A 13,596-nucleotide genomic window follows, 5' to 3' on the forward strand; every position below is an offset into this window, starting at 1 on the left:
GGAACGGCCGAGGGCCGCGGCAGAGCCGAGGACAACCCACCTGACCGTCACCAGCACCGAAAGGCAACCTCGGCACGAGACCGCACGTCCCCCGGTTCGGACCACGCGCCCGTCCCGAACCATTAGGCTTGGTGACCGAGACGGTGAAGGGGGAACTCAGTGCAGCCGCTGCTGACCAGCGAGCCGAGCAAGGTCGGCGACTATCGGCTTTTCGCCAGAATCGGCAAGGGAGCGATGGGCGCGGTATACCTCGGGTGCTCCAGAGGGGGACGTCCGGTGGCGGTGAAAGTGGCCAAGCCGGAACTGGCCGAGGACGCCGACTTCCGTGAACGGTTCCGCCGCGAGGCCAGCATGTCGGCGTCCGTCGGGGGGTTCTGGACCGCGACCGTGGTGGACGCGGATCCCGAGGCGGAGCACCCCTGGTTGGCCACCGAGTACGTACCCGGTCCCACGCTGCACCAGGCGGTGAACGAGCACGGGCCGTTCCCGGGACACACCGTGCGCAGGCTCGGAGCCGGTCTGGCCGAGGCGTTGCAAGCGGTTCACCGGGCGGGGCTGGTCCACCGCGACCTCAAACCCGCCAACGTGCTGCTCGGTCCGGACGGTCCTCGTGTGATCGACTTCGGCATCTCCCGGGCGATGGCCGCCACCGGCATGACGGCCACCGGGATGTTCTTCGGCACCCCCGGCTTCTTCTCCCCGGAACAGACCACCGGTGGTGAGGTCGCCCCTCCCAGCGACGTGTTCTCACTGGGGGCGGTGCTGGTGTTCGCCGCGACGGGGAACGCTCCGTTCGGCAACGAGAACAGCGCCGCCATGCTCTACCGGGTCGTGCACGCCGAACCGGACCTGGGACCGGTCCCGGAGACGTTGCGTCCGCTGATCGCCTCCTGCCTGGCCAAGGACCCCAACGTCCGCCCGAGCACCGGCGAACTGCTCGATCACCTCGGCCATTCGGGCTCACCCACCGGCGAGTGGCTTCCGCGACGCGTGACGACGCTGATCTCGGCGCACACCGCGGAGCTGGACCGGGTGTTCCGGGGCGAACCGCTCTCGGCGGGCAACGGTGGCACCCGGGTAGAAGAGCGGGGTGGCTCGGTCGCGGCCGGGGTGGCACCCGCCGCCGCTCCGGGAGCCGCCGCTGCCGGACCTTCGAACACGCGACGGGACGATTCCCGACCCGCCGAGGGCTCGCGCGCCGCGACCGCGAACGAGCGTCCCGGAGTCGCGACCGGCGGCCCGGAACGGGACCGGACGGAACGGCCGCTGGTGCGGCCCGACCTGGCGGGACCGGTGTTCCGGAGCGGCAGGCGGATCAACGCGCTGCTGTGGGCGGCGTTCTCGGGAGCGTTGGCCTACGGCACGGTGATGATCGGCTCGAATGCCGTGACCCACGGCCCCAGCCGGGCCCTGCTGGCACTCGGGGTGTTCCTGCTGGTGCTCAGCTGCGTGCTGTGCCTGGCGCAGGCACTGACACCGGGGATCAGCCTGAAGATCAACAGCGATGGCCTGCGGATATCCCGCATGGGGCTGCACCGGGAGATCCCCTGGAGCCGGGTCGGCAGAGTGGGTCTGGTGGGCAACGGCAAGAAGCAGGCGCTGACTGTGTGGGCGCACCAGGAGTTCACTCCGCACTCCAAGTGGTGGCACCGCACCCGCGAGTACTACGGCGGTAACAAGATCTTCCTCGTCGGCGCCACCGGCGGATGGTGGGCCAGGCGGCGCGAGGCCCGCAGGCTTCGCACCGCCCTGCAGCAGTACGCGCCGCGCAGTTACGACGCGAGACTGCTCTGAGTTCCCCGGACCGGGATCGCCGGTCCGGGAGCTCCGAGCGCTCAGCTCGCCAACTGGCTCCGCGTGGCGACGAAGCCGGAAACATCGGGCAAGAAGCCCTGCTCATGGCCGGTGGCGTTGGGGTGGAAGGATTCCTCGACAGGGTAGGAGAGCCCGTTGATCCAGGGTTGCGCACCGCACACACCGTGTCCGGAGAAGTCGTCGCGCACGTCGAGGAACGAGAAACCGGCGGCCGCCGCCTGCTCGGCGATCACGCTGTCGAGCGTGTCGGCGGCGTCGTTGAGCCTGCCCCGCTCGAACTCGCTCAGCAGGGACAGGCAGGGGCCGAGCTCGAACAACCTCGGATAGCCCACGACGGCCACTCGGGCTTGCGGAGCAGCGGCGGCGATCGCGTCGTAGGTCTCGGCCAACTCGGCGGGAAGCTGTTGGGTGGCGTAGTTCTCCGCCTCGGTGACCGCGTCGTCACAGGTCTGGTCGCCGCCGGTGTTGCAGGTGGTGATCACATCGACGAATCCGGCGTCGTTGCCGCCGATCGAGACGGTGACCACATCGGTACTCGCGCTCAGCGCGTTGACCTGCTCGTTCAGGACGTCCGGGGTCTGCGCTCCCGCGCACGCGGCGAAGTCCAGGGAATCGACCGTTCCCCGGTCCACCATCAGTCGCGGATAAGCCTGCGGGCTCCGCAGGCAGTCACCGCTCTCCGAGGTGTAGTTTCCGATTCCCACGCCGGACGCGTAGGAGTCGCCGAGGGCCGCGTACTCAACCGGATCGGCGAGGTCGGTCGCGGCGCTCGCGGCGGGGGCCAGCAGTGGGAGCAGGGCGGCAGCCAGGACGGCGGAACAGCTGTTCGACAGCACGGATTTGCGCACGGATACCTCCGGTGGCCTTGATCGACCGTTCGTGATTATCAACACACCGAAGGTCGCGAAAGGCGAACACGGGAAAACCGCCGGAATTGGCTGCGATCGTGTGAGACCCCCTCACCGGAAAGTCGGAACGGGCCGGAGCCCGTACGGAGCAGCCCCGCGGCGGGGCGGGCACGGGAGGAGAGGAGTCGAGGCTTCCCCACCCCAGCGGGTGAAAGCGCACAACGAAGACGTGCACACCGGAACCACGACGCAACGAACAACCAAAGGAAGCAATGTGTCGCGGCTGAAAGTGTTGCCGTGACGACATAGCCTGTTGCCATGACCGCGGCCGTACCGAGCGTGCGTGGCACGCCTACCGAGACATCCGAGTTCCTGGCACTGGACGAGACCTACTCCGCGCACAACTACCACCCGCTTCCGGTGGTGCTCTCGAAGGGCACCGGAGCGTGGGTGACGGATGTGGACGGTAACGACTACCTCGATTTCCTGGCGGGCTATTCGGCGCTGAACTTCGGGCACCGCCACCCGGACCTGATCGCTGCCGCGACGGAACAACTCGAACGTGTGACGTTGACCAGCAGAGCGTTCCACCACGACCAGTTCGGGCCGTTCTGTCGGGAGCTGGCCGAACTGACCGGCACGGAAGTGGTGCTGCCCATGAACTCCGGGGCCGAGGCCGTGGAGTCGGCGATCAAGGTCGCCCGCAAGTGGGCCTACCGGGTCAAGGGGGTCGCCGAGGACCGTGCGGAGATCGTCGTGGCGGGATCCAACTTCCACGGCCGCACCACCACGATCGTCTCGTTCTCCACCGACCCCGAGGCGCGCGCCGACTACGGTCCCTACACCCCCGGTTTCGTCGTCACCGATTACGGCGACGCCGCCGCGGTCGAGTCGGCGATCACCCCCGACACGGCTGCCGTACTCGTCGAACCCATCCAGGGCGAGGCGGGGGTGATCGTGCCCGAGCAGGGGTACCTGCGCGAACTGCGGAGGCTGTGCGACGACAACAACGTGCTGCTGATCGCGGACGAGATCCAATCGGGACTGGCCCGAACCGGCGAGCTGCTGGCGACCTCGCACGAGGGGGTACACGCGGACCTCTACACCCTGGGCAAGGCTCTCGGCGGGGGGATCCTCCCCGTTTCCGCGGTGGTGGGAAGCAGCGCGGTGCTCGGTGTGCTGCGTCCCGGGGAGCACGGCTCGACGTTCGGCGGCAATCCGCTGGCCTGTGCGGTGGGTCGAGCGGTGGTGAACCTGCTCTCCAGCGGATACTTCCAGACTCGGGCGCGCGAGCTCGGTAACCGGCTGCACGCACGCTTGAACCAGCTGGTCGGTAACGGTGTTTCCGAGGTCCGCGGCCGCGGCCTGTGGGCGGGCGTCGACATCTCGCCGGGCGGTCCCGAGGGACTCACCGCGGCCACGGAACTGATGCGGCGCGGTGTGCTCTGCAAGCAGACCCAGGAGAACACGCTGCGGATAGCCCCACCGCTGGTGATCACCCCGGAGGAGCTGGACTCCGGCCTGGACGCCGTGGCACACGTGCTCACCACCGAACGCTGACCGGACAGGGCTGACCGGACAGGGCGGCCGGCTACCGGTGAACCGGAACCGCCCCACCCGGCTCAGGAAACCGCCCGGTTCAGGAGGTGGCCAGCTCCCTGGAGAGCGCGGTGAGCCTGCTCAGCGCACGCAGGTACTTCTTGCGGTAGCCACCCGCCAGCATCTCCTCGCCGAACAGCACGGACAACGGCTCGCCGGAGACGCGCACCGGTACCGCGCGGTCGTAGAGCCGATCGGCGAGCGCCACCACCCGCAGCGCCACCCCCTGGTTCGGCACGGTGTGCAACCCACTCAGGTGAACCGCGGTGACATCGTCGACCATTCGGCCGTACTTCGAGGGATGCACCCGCTGCAAGTGGGCGCACAGCTGTTCGAAGTCGTCGAAGGTGGCAGCGGGGGTGGTACGCGCCCGCTCGGCGAGCTCGGTCTCCTCGAGCGGTTCCGGTGGTTCGGGCTGATCGCGGTGCCGGTAGTCGGGGCCGTCGACGCGCACGACGCGGAACCGCTCGGCCATCGCGTGAATCTCCCGCAGGAAGTCCACGGCGGCGAACCTGCCCTCGCCCAGCTTGTCCGGCAGTGTGTTCGAGGTCGCGGCCACCCTCACGCCGGCGTCGGTGAGTCTGCTCAGCAGCTGGGTGACCAGCATCGTGTCCCCGGGGTCGTCGAGCTCGAACTCGTCGATGGCCAACAGTCGATGGTCGGAGAGCCTGCGCACGGCCTCGTTGAAACCGAGCACACCCACGAGATTGGTCAGCTCGACGAACGTGGCGTAAGCCTTCGGCTGCTCGACCTCGTGCCAGAGCGAGGCGAGCAGGTGCGTCTTGCCCACGCCGAAGCCGCCGTCCAGGTAGAGCCCGGGCAGGCCACCGGAGTGGCCGTTCCTGCCGCCCCGGCCGAACAACGAGCGCAACCAGGATCCTCCACCGGAGGCGGAGCGTCCGGTATCGGCGGCGAACTCCCTGCAGGCGGCAACCGCCGCGGCCTGACTGGGCTCCGCCGGGTTGGGCAGGTAGTTGTCGAACCGTACTTCGTCGAAGCGCGGTGGAGGAGTCAGTGCGGCGACCAGTTCGTCGGAACCGAGCTCGGGATGGCGGTCGACCAGGCGCGGCATGCTCATGCTGGAACTGTAACCGGAGGCTCGTGGCTGCCCGTGGGCGTGCTGTGATGGAACCATGCAGCAGCTGTGGCCCGTTCCAGAGACGAAACAGGTGGACAGCGAGCCGGAAACGGCCGACGAGCTGGAACGTTTCTACGAGTACCCCTCGGAGCTGAGTCGCCCGTGGGTGAGGGTGAACTTCGTCTCCAGCCTGGACGGCGCAGCGGCGGTGAACGGCGGTTCACGCGGGTTGTCCAGCCCCGTGGACCGACGCGTGCTCTCGCTGATCCGGGATCTCTCGGATGTCGTGCTGGTCGGGGCCGGAACCGCGGCGGCCGAAGGGTACCGGGGATTGCGGCGCACCGAGGCGCGCACCCGACGACGCACCGAACGCGGTCTGGGTGAAGTGCCCCCGATAGCGGTGGTCACCGGCAGCGGTTCGATCGACCCAGCATCGCCGCTGCTCACCGACACGGTCGCCACCCCGATCGTGCTCACCAGCGAGGCCGCTCCCGTCGAGCGCGTCGCCGCGCTGACCGAGGCGGGCGCCGATGTGGTGACGGCCGGGCGGAACGATGTCCACCTCCCGACGGCCCTGCGGGAGCTGGCACGGCGCGGGCTGTACCGCATCGGTTGCGAGGGTGGTCCCGGCCTGTTCGGAGCCCTGATCGCCGCTGACGTGGTCGACGAACTCTGCCTCACCGTGTCACCACTGCTGACCAGCGGGGACACCAGTAGGATCGCCACAGGCCCAGTGGCCGGAACACCGCGTGACATGCGGCTGCTCTCGGCGCTGTACGCCGACGAATCGATGCTTCTGCTCCGCTACGGGAGACTGGCCGAGTGACCGACGGGGTCGATTCCGACCAACAGCTCGACGAGCGCGTCCGCGACGACAGCGCACTGCTCATGGCGGCCAGGAACGGCGACACCTCGGCGTTCGACTCCCTCGTTCGCACGCACACCGACAAGCTCTACCGGGTGGCACTGCGGATCGTGGGCGATCCGGCGGAGGCGGAGGACGCCGTGCAGGACGCCTGGGTCTCCGCCTGGCGCTCGCTGGCCACGTTTCGCGGTGACTCCGCCGCGTCGACGTGGCTCTACCGGGTGGTCACCAACGCGGCGCTGAGCCAGGTCCGCAAACGGCGCCCCACGGTTCCGCTGGACCCGACCGACGAATCCATGACCCCGGTGGGGAATACGGGGAACCCGGAGGGAACGGCCTTACGCGAGGAGGAGACCAGACTAGTGCACGCGGCGATATCCCGCCTCGAACCCTCCCAACGACTGCCACTGGTGCTGCGTGAGCTCGAGGGGATGAATTACGAGGAGGTCGCCGAAGTGCTGGAGGTGAACGTCACCGCGCTGCGGTCTCGGCTCCACCGGGCACGTCTGGCACTGTTGGCCGAATTGAAGGAGGTGCCTTGAACGAAGAGAGCTTCGCTTCGGATCGGCGCCTGCCCTGCGGTCAACGTGTCGGCGAGCTGATCGGATATCACCTGGACGGTGTACCCCCGGAATTCGAGGAGCACCTGCGGGACTGTCCGCACTGTCGGGCGGAGCTGGCGGAGATATCCCGGCGCTGGCAACCGGTGCGACGACTGGCGGGGAGTCACGCGGTTCCCTCGAACGACCTGGTGGACCGAACGCTGACCACCCTGCGCGGACTGCGCGACAGGCACGGTGGTCAACCGCTGGAACTGTCACAGGAGCACGGCAAACTGCTCATCCAGGCAGCGGCGGCGCTGAGCCTGACGCGACGGCTGAGTGCGGAGGTCCTGGACGACTTCTCCGGCATGGCGGTGCGCTCGTGCCTGATGGCGGACGAGGCGGTGCGCGTCGATGTGGTGGCCGCCTACCCGACGGCCGCTCACGAATTCCTGCCCGAGATCCGTCGCAGGCTGGTGGCCGCGCTGCACGGCTATCTCGGCGCGGGCACCCCGGATGTCTCCGTACGACTGGCCGATGTCGTTCCGCCGTGGGACGGAACCGGGGAAGAAACTGACAGTCCCCCAATCGGGTGATAACACGTATCGAGCCGGAAGACCGCGGCACGAATTAGCATCTGATCGGGTACCAGTCCACACCGACCAGCCCCGTCATAGCTCGGAAGGCAGGGCGACCGGTGTTTCCGAAAGGAGTCGGCATGACGCAGTCGGGCAGCAGCTCCACCCGTTCGAGCAAGTCGGAGTCCACGCAGTCGGAACAGCCGGGCGGCACGGACGTGACCGGTATCCCGGAGTCCCGTTCGCCGGACACACCCGCGCGCCTGGCGGATGACACCTCGCAGGGCAGGACCAGCATCTCCTCCTCGGTGGTGCAGAAGATCGCCGGAATCGCCGCGCGGGAGATCTCCGGGGTGTACTCGATGGGTGGCGGCGTGTCACGCGCTTTCGGTGCCCTGCGGGAACGCATCCCCGGCGGCACCGGGAGTTCGAACGTTTCGGGCGTGCAGGTGGAGGTAGGGGAACGCCAGACCGCGATCGACCTGGACATCGTCGTGGAGTATGGTGCCGCGATCGTGGATCTCGCCCGTGCGGTACGCCGCAATGTGATCCACAGTGTGGAACGCATGTGCGGCTTGGAGGTGACCGAGGTCAACATCTCGGTCAACGACATCCACCTCCCCTCCGAGGACGAGGAGGAGACCACCCAGCAGAACGGGACGGGATCACGAGTGCAGTGACCGGCTGAGCGGTGACTCTGCCCGGTGTCCCCGTCCGAGGACGTTGTGCGTCCCGAACCACGCCACGACAGCACGGGAGCACGAGGATGACCACGGAGAACGAGACCGCACGGGAGCACGAGCACGTCGCCGAACGGATAGCGGCAGCGGCCCTCGAACACCCCTGTGTGGTCCGGCTGGACGGCGGGGAACACGGAATCGTCGCCACCCACCTGCCCGGGCGACGGGTGACCGGCGTCCGAACCACGGTGGACACCGGCGACGCGACCGAGGTGTGTGTCGTGCTGCTGCTGCGACGTCCCGTTCCCGAGCTCGTGACCGAGATCCGGGAGAGGATACGCGAAGTGACCGGTGAAACGATGATCGACGTGACCGTCGCGGACGTGCTGGCACCGGAACACGAACCGGAGTCGAACCACGGGACGGGTGAGGCGAGGTGATCGGTTCGCGCCGGGATGCGGATTCGCATCGGGGTTCGGATTCGCGCCGCGCCCCGGATGACGCCAGGGAAGCGCGGCTCCGGCTGCGGGAGTTCGTACGTGCGAACCATCCCGACGTCGGTGGTGATCCCGAAGTCTTCGCCGCCGGTGTCGCGGAACTACAGTCGGCACGGGACGGAGTGTGCTCGCCGAGCGAACCACCGACTCCCCTGCCCGGCGAACGGGGAGACGGACCGGTGGTGCTCGTGCGTCGGCACGGTCTGCGCGGGCTGCTGGCCCGGATACGGGAATGGCGAGCACGCCGCGGGCGCGGGCCGCGAGTCGTATGACCGCGGCGGTCACGTACCGAACGAACACACGCCGGCTCGCGGGACGAATAGGAAGGTTGTGCCATGAACGCGACACAGACCGGTTTGATCGCCGGGCTGATTCTCGGCGTAGCGGTTACCACTGGTGGTTTCACCGCCTTTCTGATCACGTTGGCGGTCGGTCTGATCGGCTTCGTGGTGGGCCGGTTCGTGGACGGCGACATGGAGTTCGGTGACCTGTTCGGACGGGGTAAGGACCGGTGACCGGGACAGTGGGCACCGCCGAGAGCGCCACCGAGAGCGCCGCGACGACACGTTCCGAGCACGGCGGTATCACCGAGCCGTCGGAGCGCGGTGGACTGCGGATCGACCGGGGAGTGTTGCGCAGAATCGCCGAACACGCGGCGGACTCCGTGCCGAACTGTGTCCGGATGCGACGACGCGTGGCGGGACTCGGTACGGGCGAGCACGGAGCGACGGCACGGTTGGCCGGTCCGGAGCGACAGTTGCGGATACGTCTGGACCTCGCGCTGCGTTATCCGGCACCGATCGCCGAGACCGTGAGCGCCGTTCGCGAACGGGTGCGCACCGAGCTGGAACGCATGGCGGACTGCCGGGTCGCCACGGTGGACGTCACGGTCACCGCGCTGGTGCCACACCCCACCGCCCCGCGAGTGGAGTAGCCGCTCCCACTGGAAGGACTGCCGACCGATGCGTGCGTTCGTTCGAATCCTCACCACGCTGTTGGGACTGCTGTTCCTGGCCGCTGGTCTGCTGCTGGTGATCGAAGCGGTACGAGCCGCCGTCTCCACCGGTGCGGATCCGCTGCTGGTGGATCGTGCCACCCTGCGAGACGAACTGGCCGGAGTCTCCTGGCGGGACACGCTGGTGCGAACGGGGGCGGCCGTCACCGCCGTGCTCGGCCTGCTGCTGATTTTCGTGGCCGCCCGGGCCGGTAGGGGAGACATCAGACTGCACGACCCCGCGCCGGAGGTGGTGGTGGTCACCCGTCCTCGGTCACTCGCACGACTGGTCGGCCACCGGGTTCGGGAGCAGGACGGGGTGGCACGCGCGTCCGTGGTCGCGCGCCGCAAAGCGGTGCGGGTGAACGCGGTCAGCCAATTCACCGAGGTCGGTGACCTCGAACCCAGGCTGCGGGATACCGCGCGTGCCGCGACGGAGGAACTGCCGCTGGTCACGCCCCCGAAGGTCTCGGTCGTGGTCAAACCGGCGAAGCAGCGATGATCACAAGGCTGTCGAGGAGCGATCATGGCGGTTGAGCAGTCGAGCACACCGCGACACACCGAGCGGACCGCGAACCGGCTGGGACGCTCGCTGACCTTCGAGCGGACGATCGTTCACGTGGTCGGGACGCTGGCGGTGCTGGCGGGTGCGCTGACACTACTGGTGGGCTCGGGTGTCCTCGGGGTGTACCGGGCGGACCGCCCGGTACTGGACCCGCTGCTGGAGCGGTGGATCCGGGACAATCCCCGGTTGAGCCTCACGGCGGTGGCCGTGCTGGGCGTGCTGCTGGTGCTGCTGGGACTCTGGTGGCTGATCCACGCGTTGCGTCCGGAGAACCGTCCGGACATCCACATCGGCGGCGGTGCCACGGGAACCACCTCGCTCACCGGGACGGCGTTCACGGACGCGGTGCGGACCGACGCGCGCGAGGTCAGCGGGGTGACCCGAGCACGGGTGCGTACCACCGGCACCGCCGAGAACCCCGGACTGCGGATGGTGCTGTCGTTGCAGCACGGCACCGACGTCCGTCAGGTCTGGGAGGAACTGGACGAGAAGGTGCTCTCCCGAGCCCGCGAGGCGCTCCGTGTCGAGACGCTGCCGACCGTTGTCCGGCTGAACCTGGACAGCTCACCGGCGCAACGCGTGCGGTGAGCTGTCCCGACGCTCAAGCTCGTCCACCACCGCGAGTCGCTCCGATCGAGGCGAGCACCACGCACAGCACCGCGAGCCACTGTCCCGCGCCGAGCGCCTCCCGCAGCACCACCAGCCCGGCCAGGGCTGCCACGGCGGGCTCCAGACTCATCAGCACCCCGAAGACTCGCGGCGGGATGCGGCGCAGCGCCTCCAGCTCCAGTGAGTAGGGCACGACGGAGGACATCAGGGCGACCACCAGCCCCACGGCCAGCACGTGCGGATCGAGCAGTGCGGTGTTCGACTCGACCACCCCGAACGGGAGCACCAGCACCGCGCCGACCGCCATCCCGACGGCGAGCCCGCCCCCGCCCGTGGTGCGGTCACCGAGTTTGGCCCCCATCAGGATGTAGCCCGCCCAGAACACCGCCGCCAGCAGCGCGAAGGCGACCCCCAGCGGATCGAGTCCGCCCTCCACGCGGGAGAGCAGCAGGACGCCGGTGGCGGCGAGCAGCGCCCAGACCACGTCTAGCTTGCGACGGGAACCGAAAACCGCGACCGACAGCGGCCCCAGGAACTCGATGGTGACGGCGATACCCAGCGGAATCCGCTCGAAAGCGTGGTAAATGCTGGTGTTCATCCCGGCGAGCATCGCGCCGTATCCGGCGACGACCAAAAAGGTCCTGCGGTCCATCCGCAACGCGGGACGCCACACCAGCAGCAGCACCAGCGCGGCGAAGGTGAGTCGGATCGCGCTCACGCCGAACGCACCGGCCATGGCGAACAGCTGCTTGGCGAAGGCGGCACCGACCTGCAGACTGATCATGCCGGTGACCACGAGCACGGGAGGGGGCACGGCTCCGAAAGCACGGGTGGCCAGCGCGCCGAACCGCCCGTCGGGATGCCGCCCGGCTGACGATGCCTCGTCCAGTTGTGCCACGGTCGCGTTCCATTCCTGTCCGAATCGATGCTGCACGGATCGACGACGTTCGCCACCACCGGTGTCCGCGCGGGTGCCCGTCTCGCGGGACACGGGGAACTCCCGTTCCGCCTCGGTGGTGCTGTCCCCGCTGCCGGGAAGTAAGAAGCGCCACGAGCGGTGGGGGCCGTCGGTACTGCCGGAGGACCGGCCGGACGGCAGACTACTGCAACACCGCCCTACCGGTACCACCGACATGACCGCCGCGACCGTTCACCCACTTCTCACACCGACCGTGCGATGATTCCCGGAGTGCACAGGGGAGGGAAGGCGCCCGTCCGAGTCAGCACACCGCGCCGAGAAGGAGTTCACGTGCCGCGCGTCATCGGCAGAGTCGGTGTCATCCTGCTGCTTCTGGTGCTCACGGCGTGTTCCGCGGGACCGTCCGACCGTCCGGCCGTGGCCTATCGGGACGACGGGAACTCCGGTGCGCGAACCCCGCGGAACTCCGAGCCACGAACCGTGCCGCCGCTGGGGCCGTCGAGCCACAACGCGCTGGACTGGTCGGACTGCACCGCCGCGACCAGGAGTGAGCTGGATTCGAGCCACTCCCCCGGTGACATGCGGTTCTCGTGCGCGAACCTGCTGACCAACACCGATCCCCCCGGGGCCATGCGCGGTGGCACCACGCGGATCGCGCTGCTGACCGCCGGATCCGGTGATGTCCCACTGGTGGTGGTCAACGACATCCGCGGCGCACCGGGAACAACCTCCGCCGCGCGCCTCGCCACGCGGCTGCCCGAGCGGATGCTGCGCGAGTTCAGGATCATCGGAATGGACCGCCGGGGTACCGGGGATTCCGATCCGGCGAACTGCGTACCCGAACGGGAACGCGAGGCCATCACCCGGTTCGACTCGCGAGCGACCGACGACGCGGCGTTGGACAGGTTGTTGGAATCGGTGCGTACGGCCAGCCAGAAGTGCCTGTTGGAGCTGGAGCGACGAGCTCAGACCTACGACACGCGCCACGCTTCGAACGACCTGGAGGAACTGCGGCTGCAACTCGGCGTCCCCCGGCTGCACGCCATCGGACGTGGCGAGGGGTCGCGCGTGTTGAGCGTCTACGCACGTGACCGTCCGAGCAACGTGGGCAGGATGGTCTTCGACGGTGCCCCGGATCCGACGCTGAAAACCCTGGCGCAGCTGAAACGGCGCGCCGACGGCGCCGAGCGGACCTTCGACGTGTTCGCCGCGAGGTGCCGCGACTCCGAGGAGTGCGCGCTGGGGGAATCGCCGAGGCAACGGCTGGACTCGCTCATCGAACGCACTCGCGGCCAGGCCCTTCCGACGGACGGAGCGCCGCTCACCTCGGGGGAACTGACCAGAGCGGTGCTGCACGGTCTGGGGAACCGGGACGACTGGCCCCGGTTGACGCGGGCCATCGCGGCGGCTGAGGACGGCGACGGCAGCGCGCTGGCGGGCTTCGTCCGGGACTCCGAGGTCGGGGCCGATCGGCTGGGACAGCGCATGGTGACACGCTGCAACGACACGATGTCGCGGCTTCCGCCGGAGCGAGCGCGCGACATCGCCGAGGAGTGGGTCGACAGCAGGCCACTGTTCGGCGGTGTGTTCGCACAACGACTGATCAGGTGCTCGACATGGCCCAGACCGCAACAGGCGATGCCTTCACCAGGCAACGGCCGACTGCCGCGCATACCGGTGATAGCCACCGAGAACGATCCCCTGACCCCCGCGACCGGCAGTGAGAACATGGCCGCCACGCTGGCCAACGGCAGCAAGGTGAGCTGGCTGGGAAGCGGGCACGGTGCGCTGGGGCGGTCCGACTGCGTCACGGAACTCGTCAGCGGATTCCTGGTCGAGGGCGAGGTTCCGCCCCGCGACGCGGCCTGTCCGGCGTGATGCCGCGCCCGGGGAGCGGAATCCCCCGCGGATTCGTTCGCGGTGCCCTCGCGAACAAGGCCCGACGTGGCGTATTCGACCACTCGACGTCGGGCCTTCCCGTAGCCAGAGGGCGGACGGCGGGGTTCC

Annotated in this window: 17 protein-coding genes; 14 read left to right on the top strand and 3 right to left on the bottom strand. The window is 68.9% G+C overall.

The genetic code is table 11. The features are described from left to right. Positions 1-159: 159 nt before the first annotated feature. Entirely contained in the window at positions 160-1,794 is a 1,635-nt protein-coding gene (locus BM394_RS15055) for a serine/threonine-protein kinase (RefSeq protein ID WP_092979077.1), read from the top strand. 41 nt (positions 1,795-1,835) lie between these two features. Here the strand turns inward: BM394_RS15055 and BM394_RS15060 are convergent, their stop codons facing one another. Beyond that, on the bottom strand, positions 1,836-2,663 hold the full coding sequence (locus BM394_RS15060; RefSeq protein WP_092979079.1) for an SGNH/GDSL hydrolase family protein: 828 nt from the start codon (positions 2,661-2,663) through the stop codon (positions 1,836-1,838). A 318-nt stretch (positions 2,664-2,981) separates the two neighbouring features. Between BM394_RS15060 and rocD the strand changes: the two genes are divergently transcribed. After that, the gene (gene rocD / locus BM394_RS15065) at positions 2,982-4,223 is read left to right on the top strand and encodes an ornithine--oxo-acid transaminase (protein ID WP_092979081.1); all 1,242 of its coding nucleotides are present in this window, start codon (positions 2,982-2,984) and stop codon (positions 4,221-4,223) included. 79 nt (positions 4,224-4,302) lie between these two features. Here rocD and zapE read toward each other — a convergent pair whose 3' ends face one another. After that, complete coding sequence (gene zapE / locus BM394_RS15070; protein WP_092979083.1) at positions 4,303-5,340, bottom strand: cell division protein ZapE; 1,038 nt, start codon at positions 5,338-5,340, stop codon at positions 4,303-4,305. A gap of 55 nt (positions 5,341-5,395) precedes the next feature. Between zapE and BM394_RS15075 the strand changes: the two genes are divergently transcribed. From BM394_RS15075 to BM394_RS15120, 10 genes are all read left to right on the top strand, one after another. Beyond that, positions 5,396-6,166 carry a pyrimidine reductase family protein gene (locus tag BM394_RS15075; RefSeq protein WP_092979085.1) on the top strand — a complete coding sequence of 257 codons (771 nt, stop codon included), beginning with the start codon at positions 5,396-5,398 and terminating at the stop codon, positions 6,164-6,166. Between the two features lie 62 nt (positions 6,167-6,228). After that, the gene (locus tag BM394_RS15080; RefSeq protein WP_175530123.1) at positions 6,229-6,747 is read left to right on the top strand and encodes a sigma-70 family RNA polymerase sigma factor; all 519 of its coding nucleotides are present in this window, start codon (positions 6,229-6,231) and stop codon (positions 6,745-6,747) included. Then, positions 6,744-7,343: an anti-sigma factor family protein gene (locus BM394_RS15085; RefSeq protein ID WP_092979090.1), complete on the top strand. Its 600-nt coding sequence runs from the start codon at positions 6,744-6,746 to the stop codon at positions 7,341-7,343. The genes BM394_RS15080 and BM394_RS15085 overlap by 4 nt, the downstream gene beginning before the upstream one ends. A gap of 122 nt (positions 7,344-7,465) precedes the next feature. After that, positions 7,466-8,005, top strand: coding sequence for an Asp23/Gls24 family envelope stress response protein (locus BM394_RS15090; protein ID WP_092979092.1), 540 nt, complete (start codon positions 7,466-7,468; stop codon positions 8,003-8,005). Between the two features lie 86 nt (positions 8,006-8,091). Beyond that, positions 8,092-8,445 carry a hypothetical protein gene (locus BM394_RS15095; RefSeq protein WP_092979097.1) on the top strand — a complete coding sequence of 118 codons (354 nt, stop codon included), beginning with the start codon at positions 8,092-8,094 and terminating at the stop codon, positions 8,443-8,445. Further along, a complete protein-coding gene (locus BM394_RS15100; RefSeq protein WP_245780214.1) occupies positions 8,442-8,774 on the top strand; it encodes a hypothetical protein in 333 nt (110 codons plus the stop codon). The genes BM394_RS15095 and BM394_RS15100 overlap by 4 nt, the downstream gene beginning before the upstream one ends. A 63-nt stretch (positions 8,775-8,837) precedes the next feature. Next, positions 8,838-9,017, top strand: coding sequence for a DUF2273 domain-containing protein (locus tag BM394_RS15105; RefSeq protein ID WP_092979099.1), 180 nt, complete (start codon positions 8,838-8,840; stop codon positions 9,015-9,017). Next, the gene (locus BM394_RS15110; RefSeq protein ID WP_245780215.1) at positions 9,014-9,436 is read left to right on the top strand and encodes an Asp23/Gls24 family envelope stress response protein; all 423 of its coding nucleotides are present in this window, start codon (positions 9,014-9,016) and stop codon (positions 9,434-9,436) included. The genes BM394_RS15105 and BM394_RS15110 overlap by 4 nt, the downstream gene beginning before the upstream one ends. 28 nt (positions 9,437-9,464) lie before the next feature. Continuing rightward, positions 9,465-9,998: a DUF6286 domain-containing protein gene (locus BM394_RS15115; RefSeq protein WP_092979100.1), complete on the top strand. Its 534-nt coding sequence runs from the start codon at positions 9,465-9,467 to the stop codon at positions 9,996-9,998. Positions 9,999-10,022: 24 nt separating this feature from the next. Continuing rightward, positions 10,023-10,649: an alkaline shock response membrane anchor protein AmaP gene (locus BM394_RS15120; protein WP_092979103.1), complete on the top strand. Its 627-nt coding sequence runs from the start codon at positions 10,023-10,025 to the stop codon at positions 10,647-10,649. A gap of 13 nt (positions 10,650-10,662) precedes the next feature. Here the strand turns inward: BM394_RS15120 and BM394_RS15125 are convergent, their stop codons facing one another. Beyond that, positions 10,663-11,559 carry an EamA family transporter gene (locus BM394_RS15125; protein ID WP_207227658.1) on the bottom strand — a complete coding sequence of 299 codons (897 nt, stop codon included), beginning with the start codon at positions 11,557-11,559 and terminating at the stop codon, positions 10,663-10,665. A gap of 70 nt (positions 11,560-11,629) precedes the next feature. Between BM394_RS15125 and BM394_RS22480 the strand changes: the two genes are divergently transcribed. After that, positions 11,630-11,851 carry a hypothetical protein gene (locus tag BM394_RS22480; RefSeq protein WP_139235238.1) on the top strand — a complete coding sequence of 74 codons (222 nt, stop codon included), beginning with the start codon at positions 11,630-11,632 and terminating at the stop codon, positions 11,849-11,851. A 68-nt stretch (positions 11,852-11,919) separates the two neighbouring features. After that, positions 11,920-13,467, top strand: coding sequence for an alpha/beta hydrolase (locus BM394_RS15130; protein WP_092979107.1), 1,548 nt, complete (start codon positions 11,920-11,922; stop codon positions 13,465-13,467). Positions 13,468-13,596 lie beyond the last annotated feature (129 nt).

Source organism: Actinopolyspora lacussalsi subsp. righensis (assembly GCF_900116555.1).
GTDB classification, from domain to species: Bacteria; Actinomycetota; Actinomycetes; order Mycobacteriales; family Pseudonocardiaceae; genus Actinopolyspora; species Actinopolyspora lacussalsi.

Excerpts from the sequence above, each read along its gene's own strand:
- rocD (WP_092979081.1), top strand. The coding sequence starts at position 2,982 with ATGACCGCGGCCGTACCGAGCGTGCGTGGCACGCCTACCGAGACATCC.
- zapE (WP_092979083.1), bottom strand. The coding sequence starts at position 5,340 with ATGAGCATGCCGCGCCTGGTCGACCGCCATCCCGAGCTCGGTTCCGAC.
- BM394_RS15075 (WP_092979085.1), top strand. The coding sequence starts at position 5,396 with ATGCAGCAGCTGTGGCCCGTTCCAGAGACGAAACAGGTGGACAGCGAG.
- BM394_RS15080 (WP_175530123.1), top strand. The coding sequence starts at position 6,229 with ATGGCGGCCAGGAACGGCGACACCTCGGCGTTCGACTCCCTCGTTCGC.
- BM394_RS15090 (WP_092979092.1), top strand. The coding sequence starts at position 7,466 with ATGACGCAGTCGGGCAGCAGCTCCACCCGTTCGAGCAAGTCGGAGTCC.
- BM394_RS15095 (WP_092979097.1), top strand. The coding sequence starts at position 8,092 with ATGACCACGGAGAACGAGACCGCACGGGAGCACGAGCACGTCGCCGAA.
- BM394_RS15105 (WP_092979099.1), top strand. The coding sequence starts at position 8,838 with ATGAACGCGACACAGACCGGTTTGATCGCCGGGCTGATTCTCGGCGTA.
- BM394_RS15115 (WP_092979100.1), top strand. The coding sequence starts at position 9,465 with ATGCGTGCGTTCGTTCGAATCCTCACCACGCTGTTGGGACTGCTGTTC.
- BM394_RS15120 (WP_092979103.1), top strand. The coding sequence starts at position 10,023 with ATGGCGGTTGAGCAGTCGAGCACACCGCGACACACCGAGCGGACCGCG.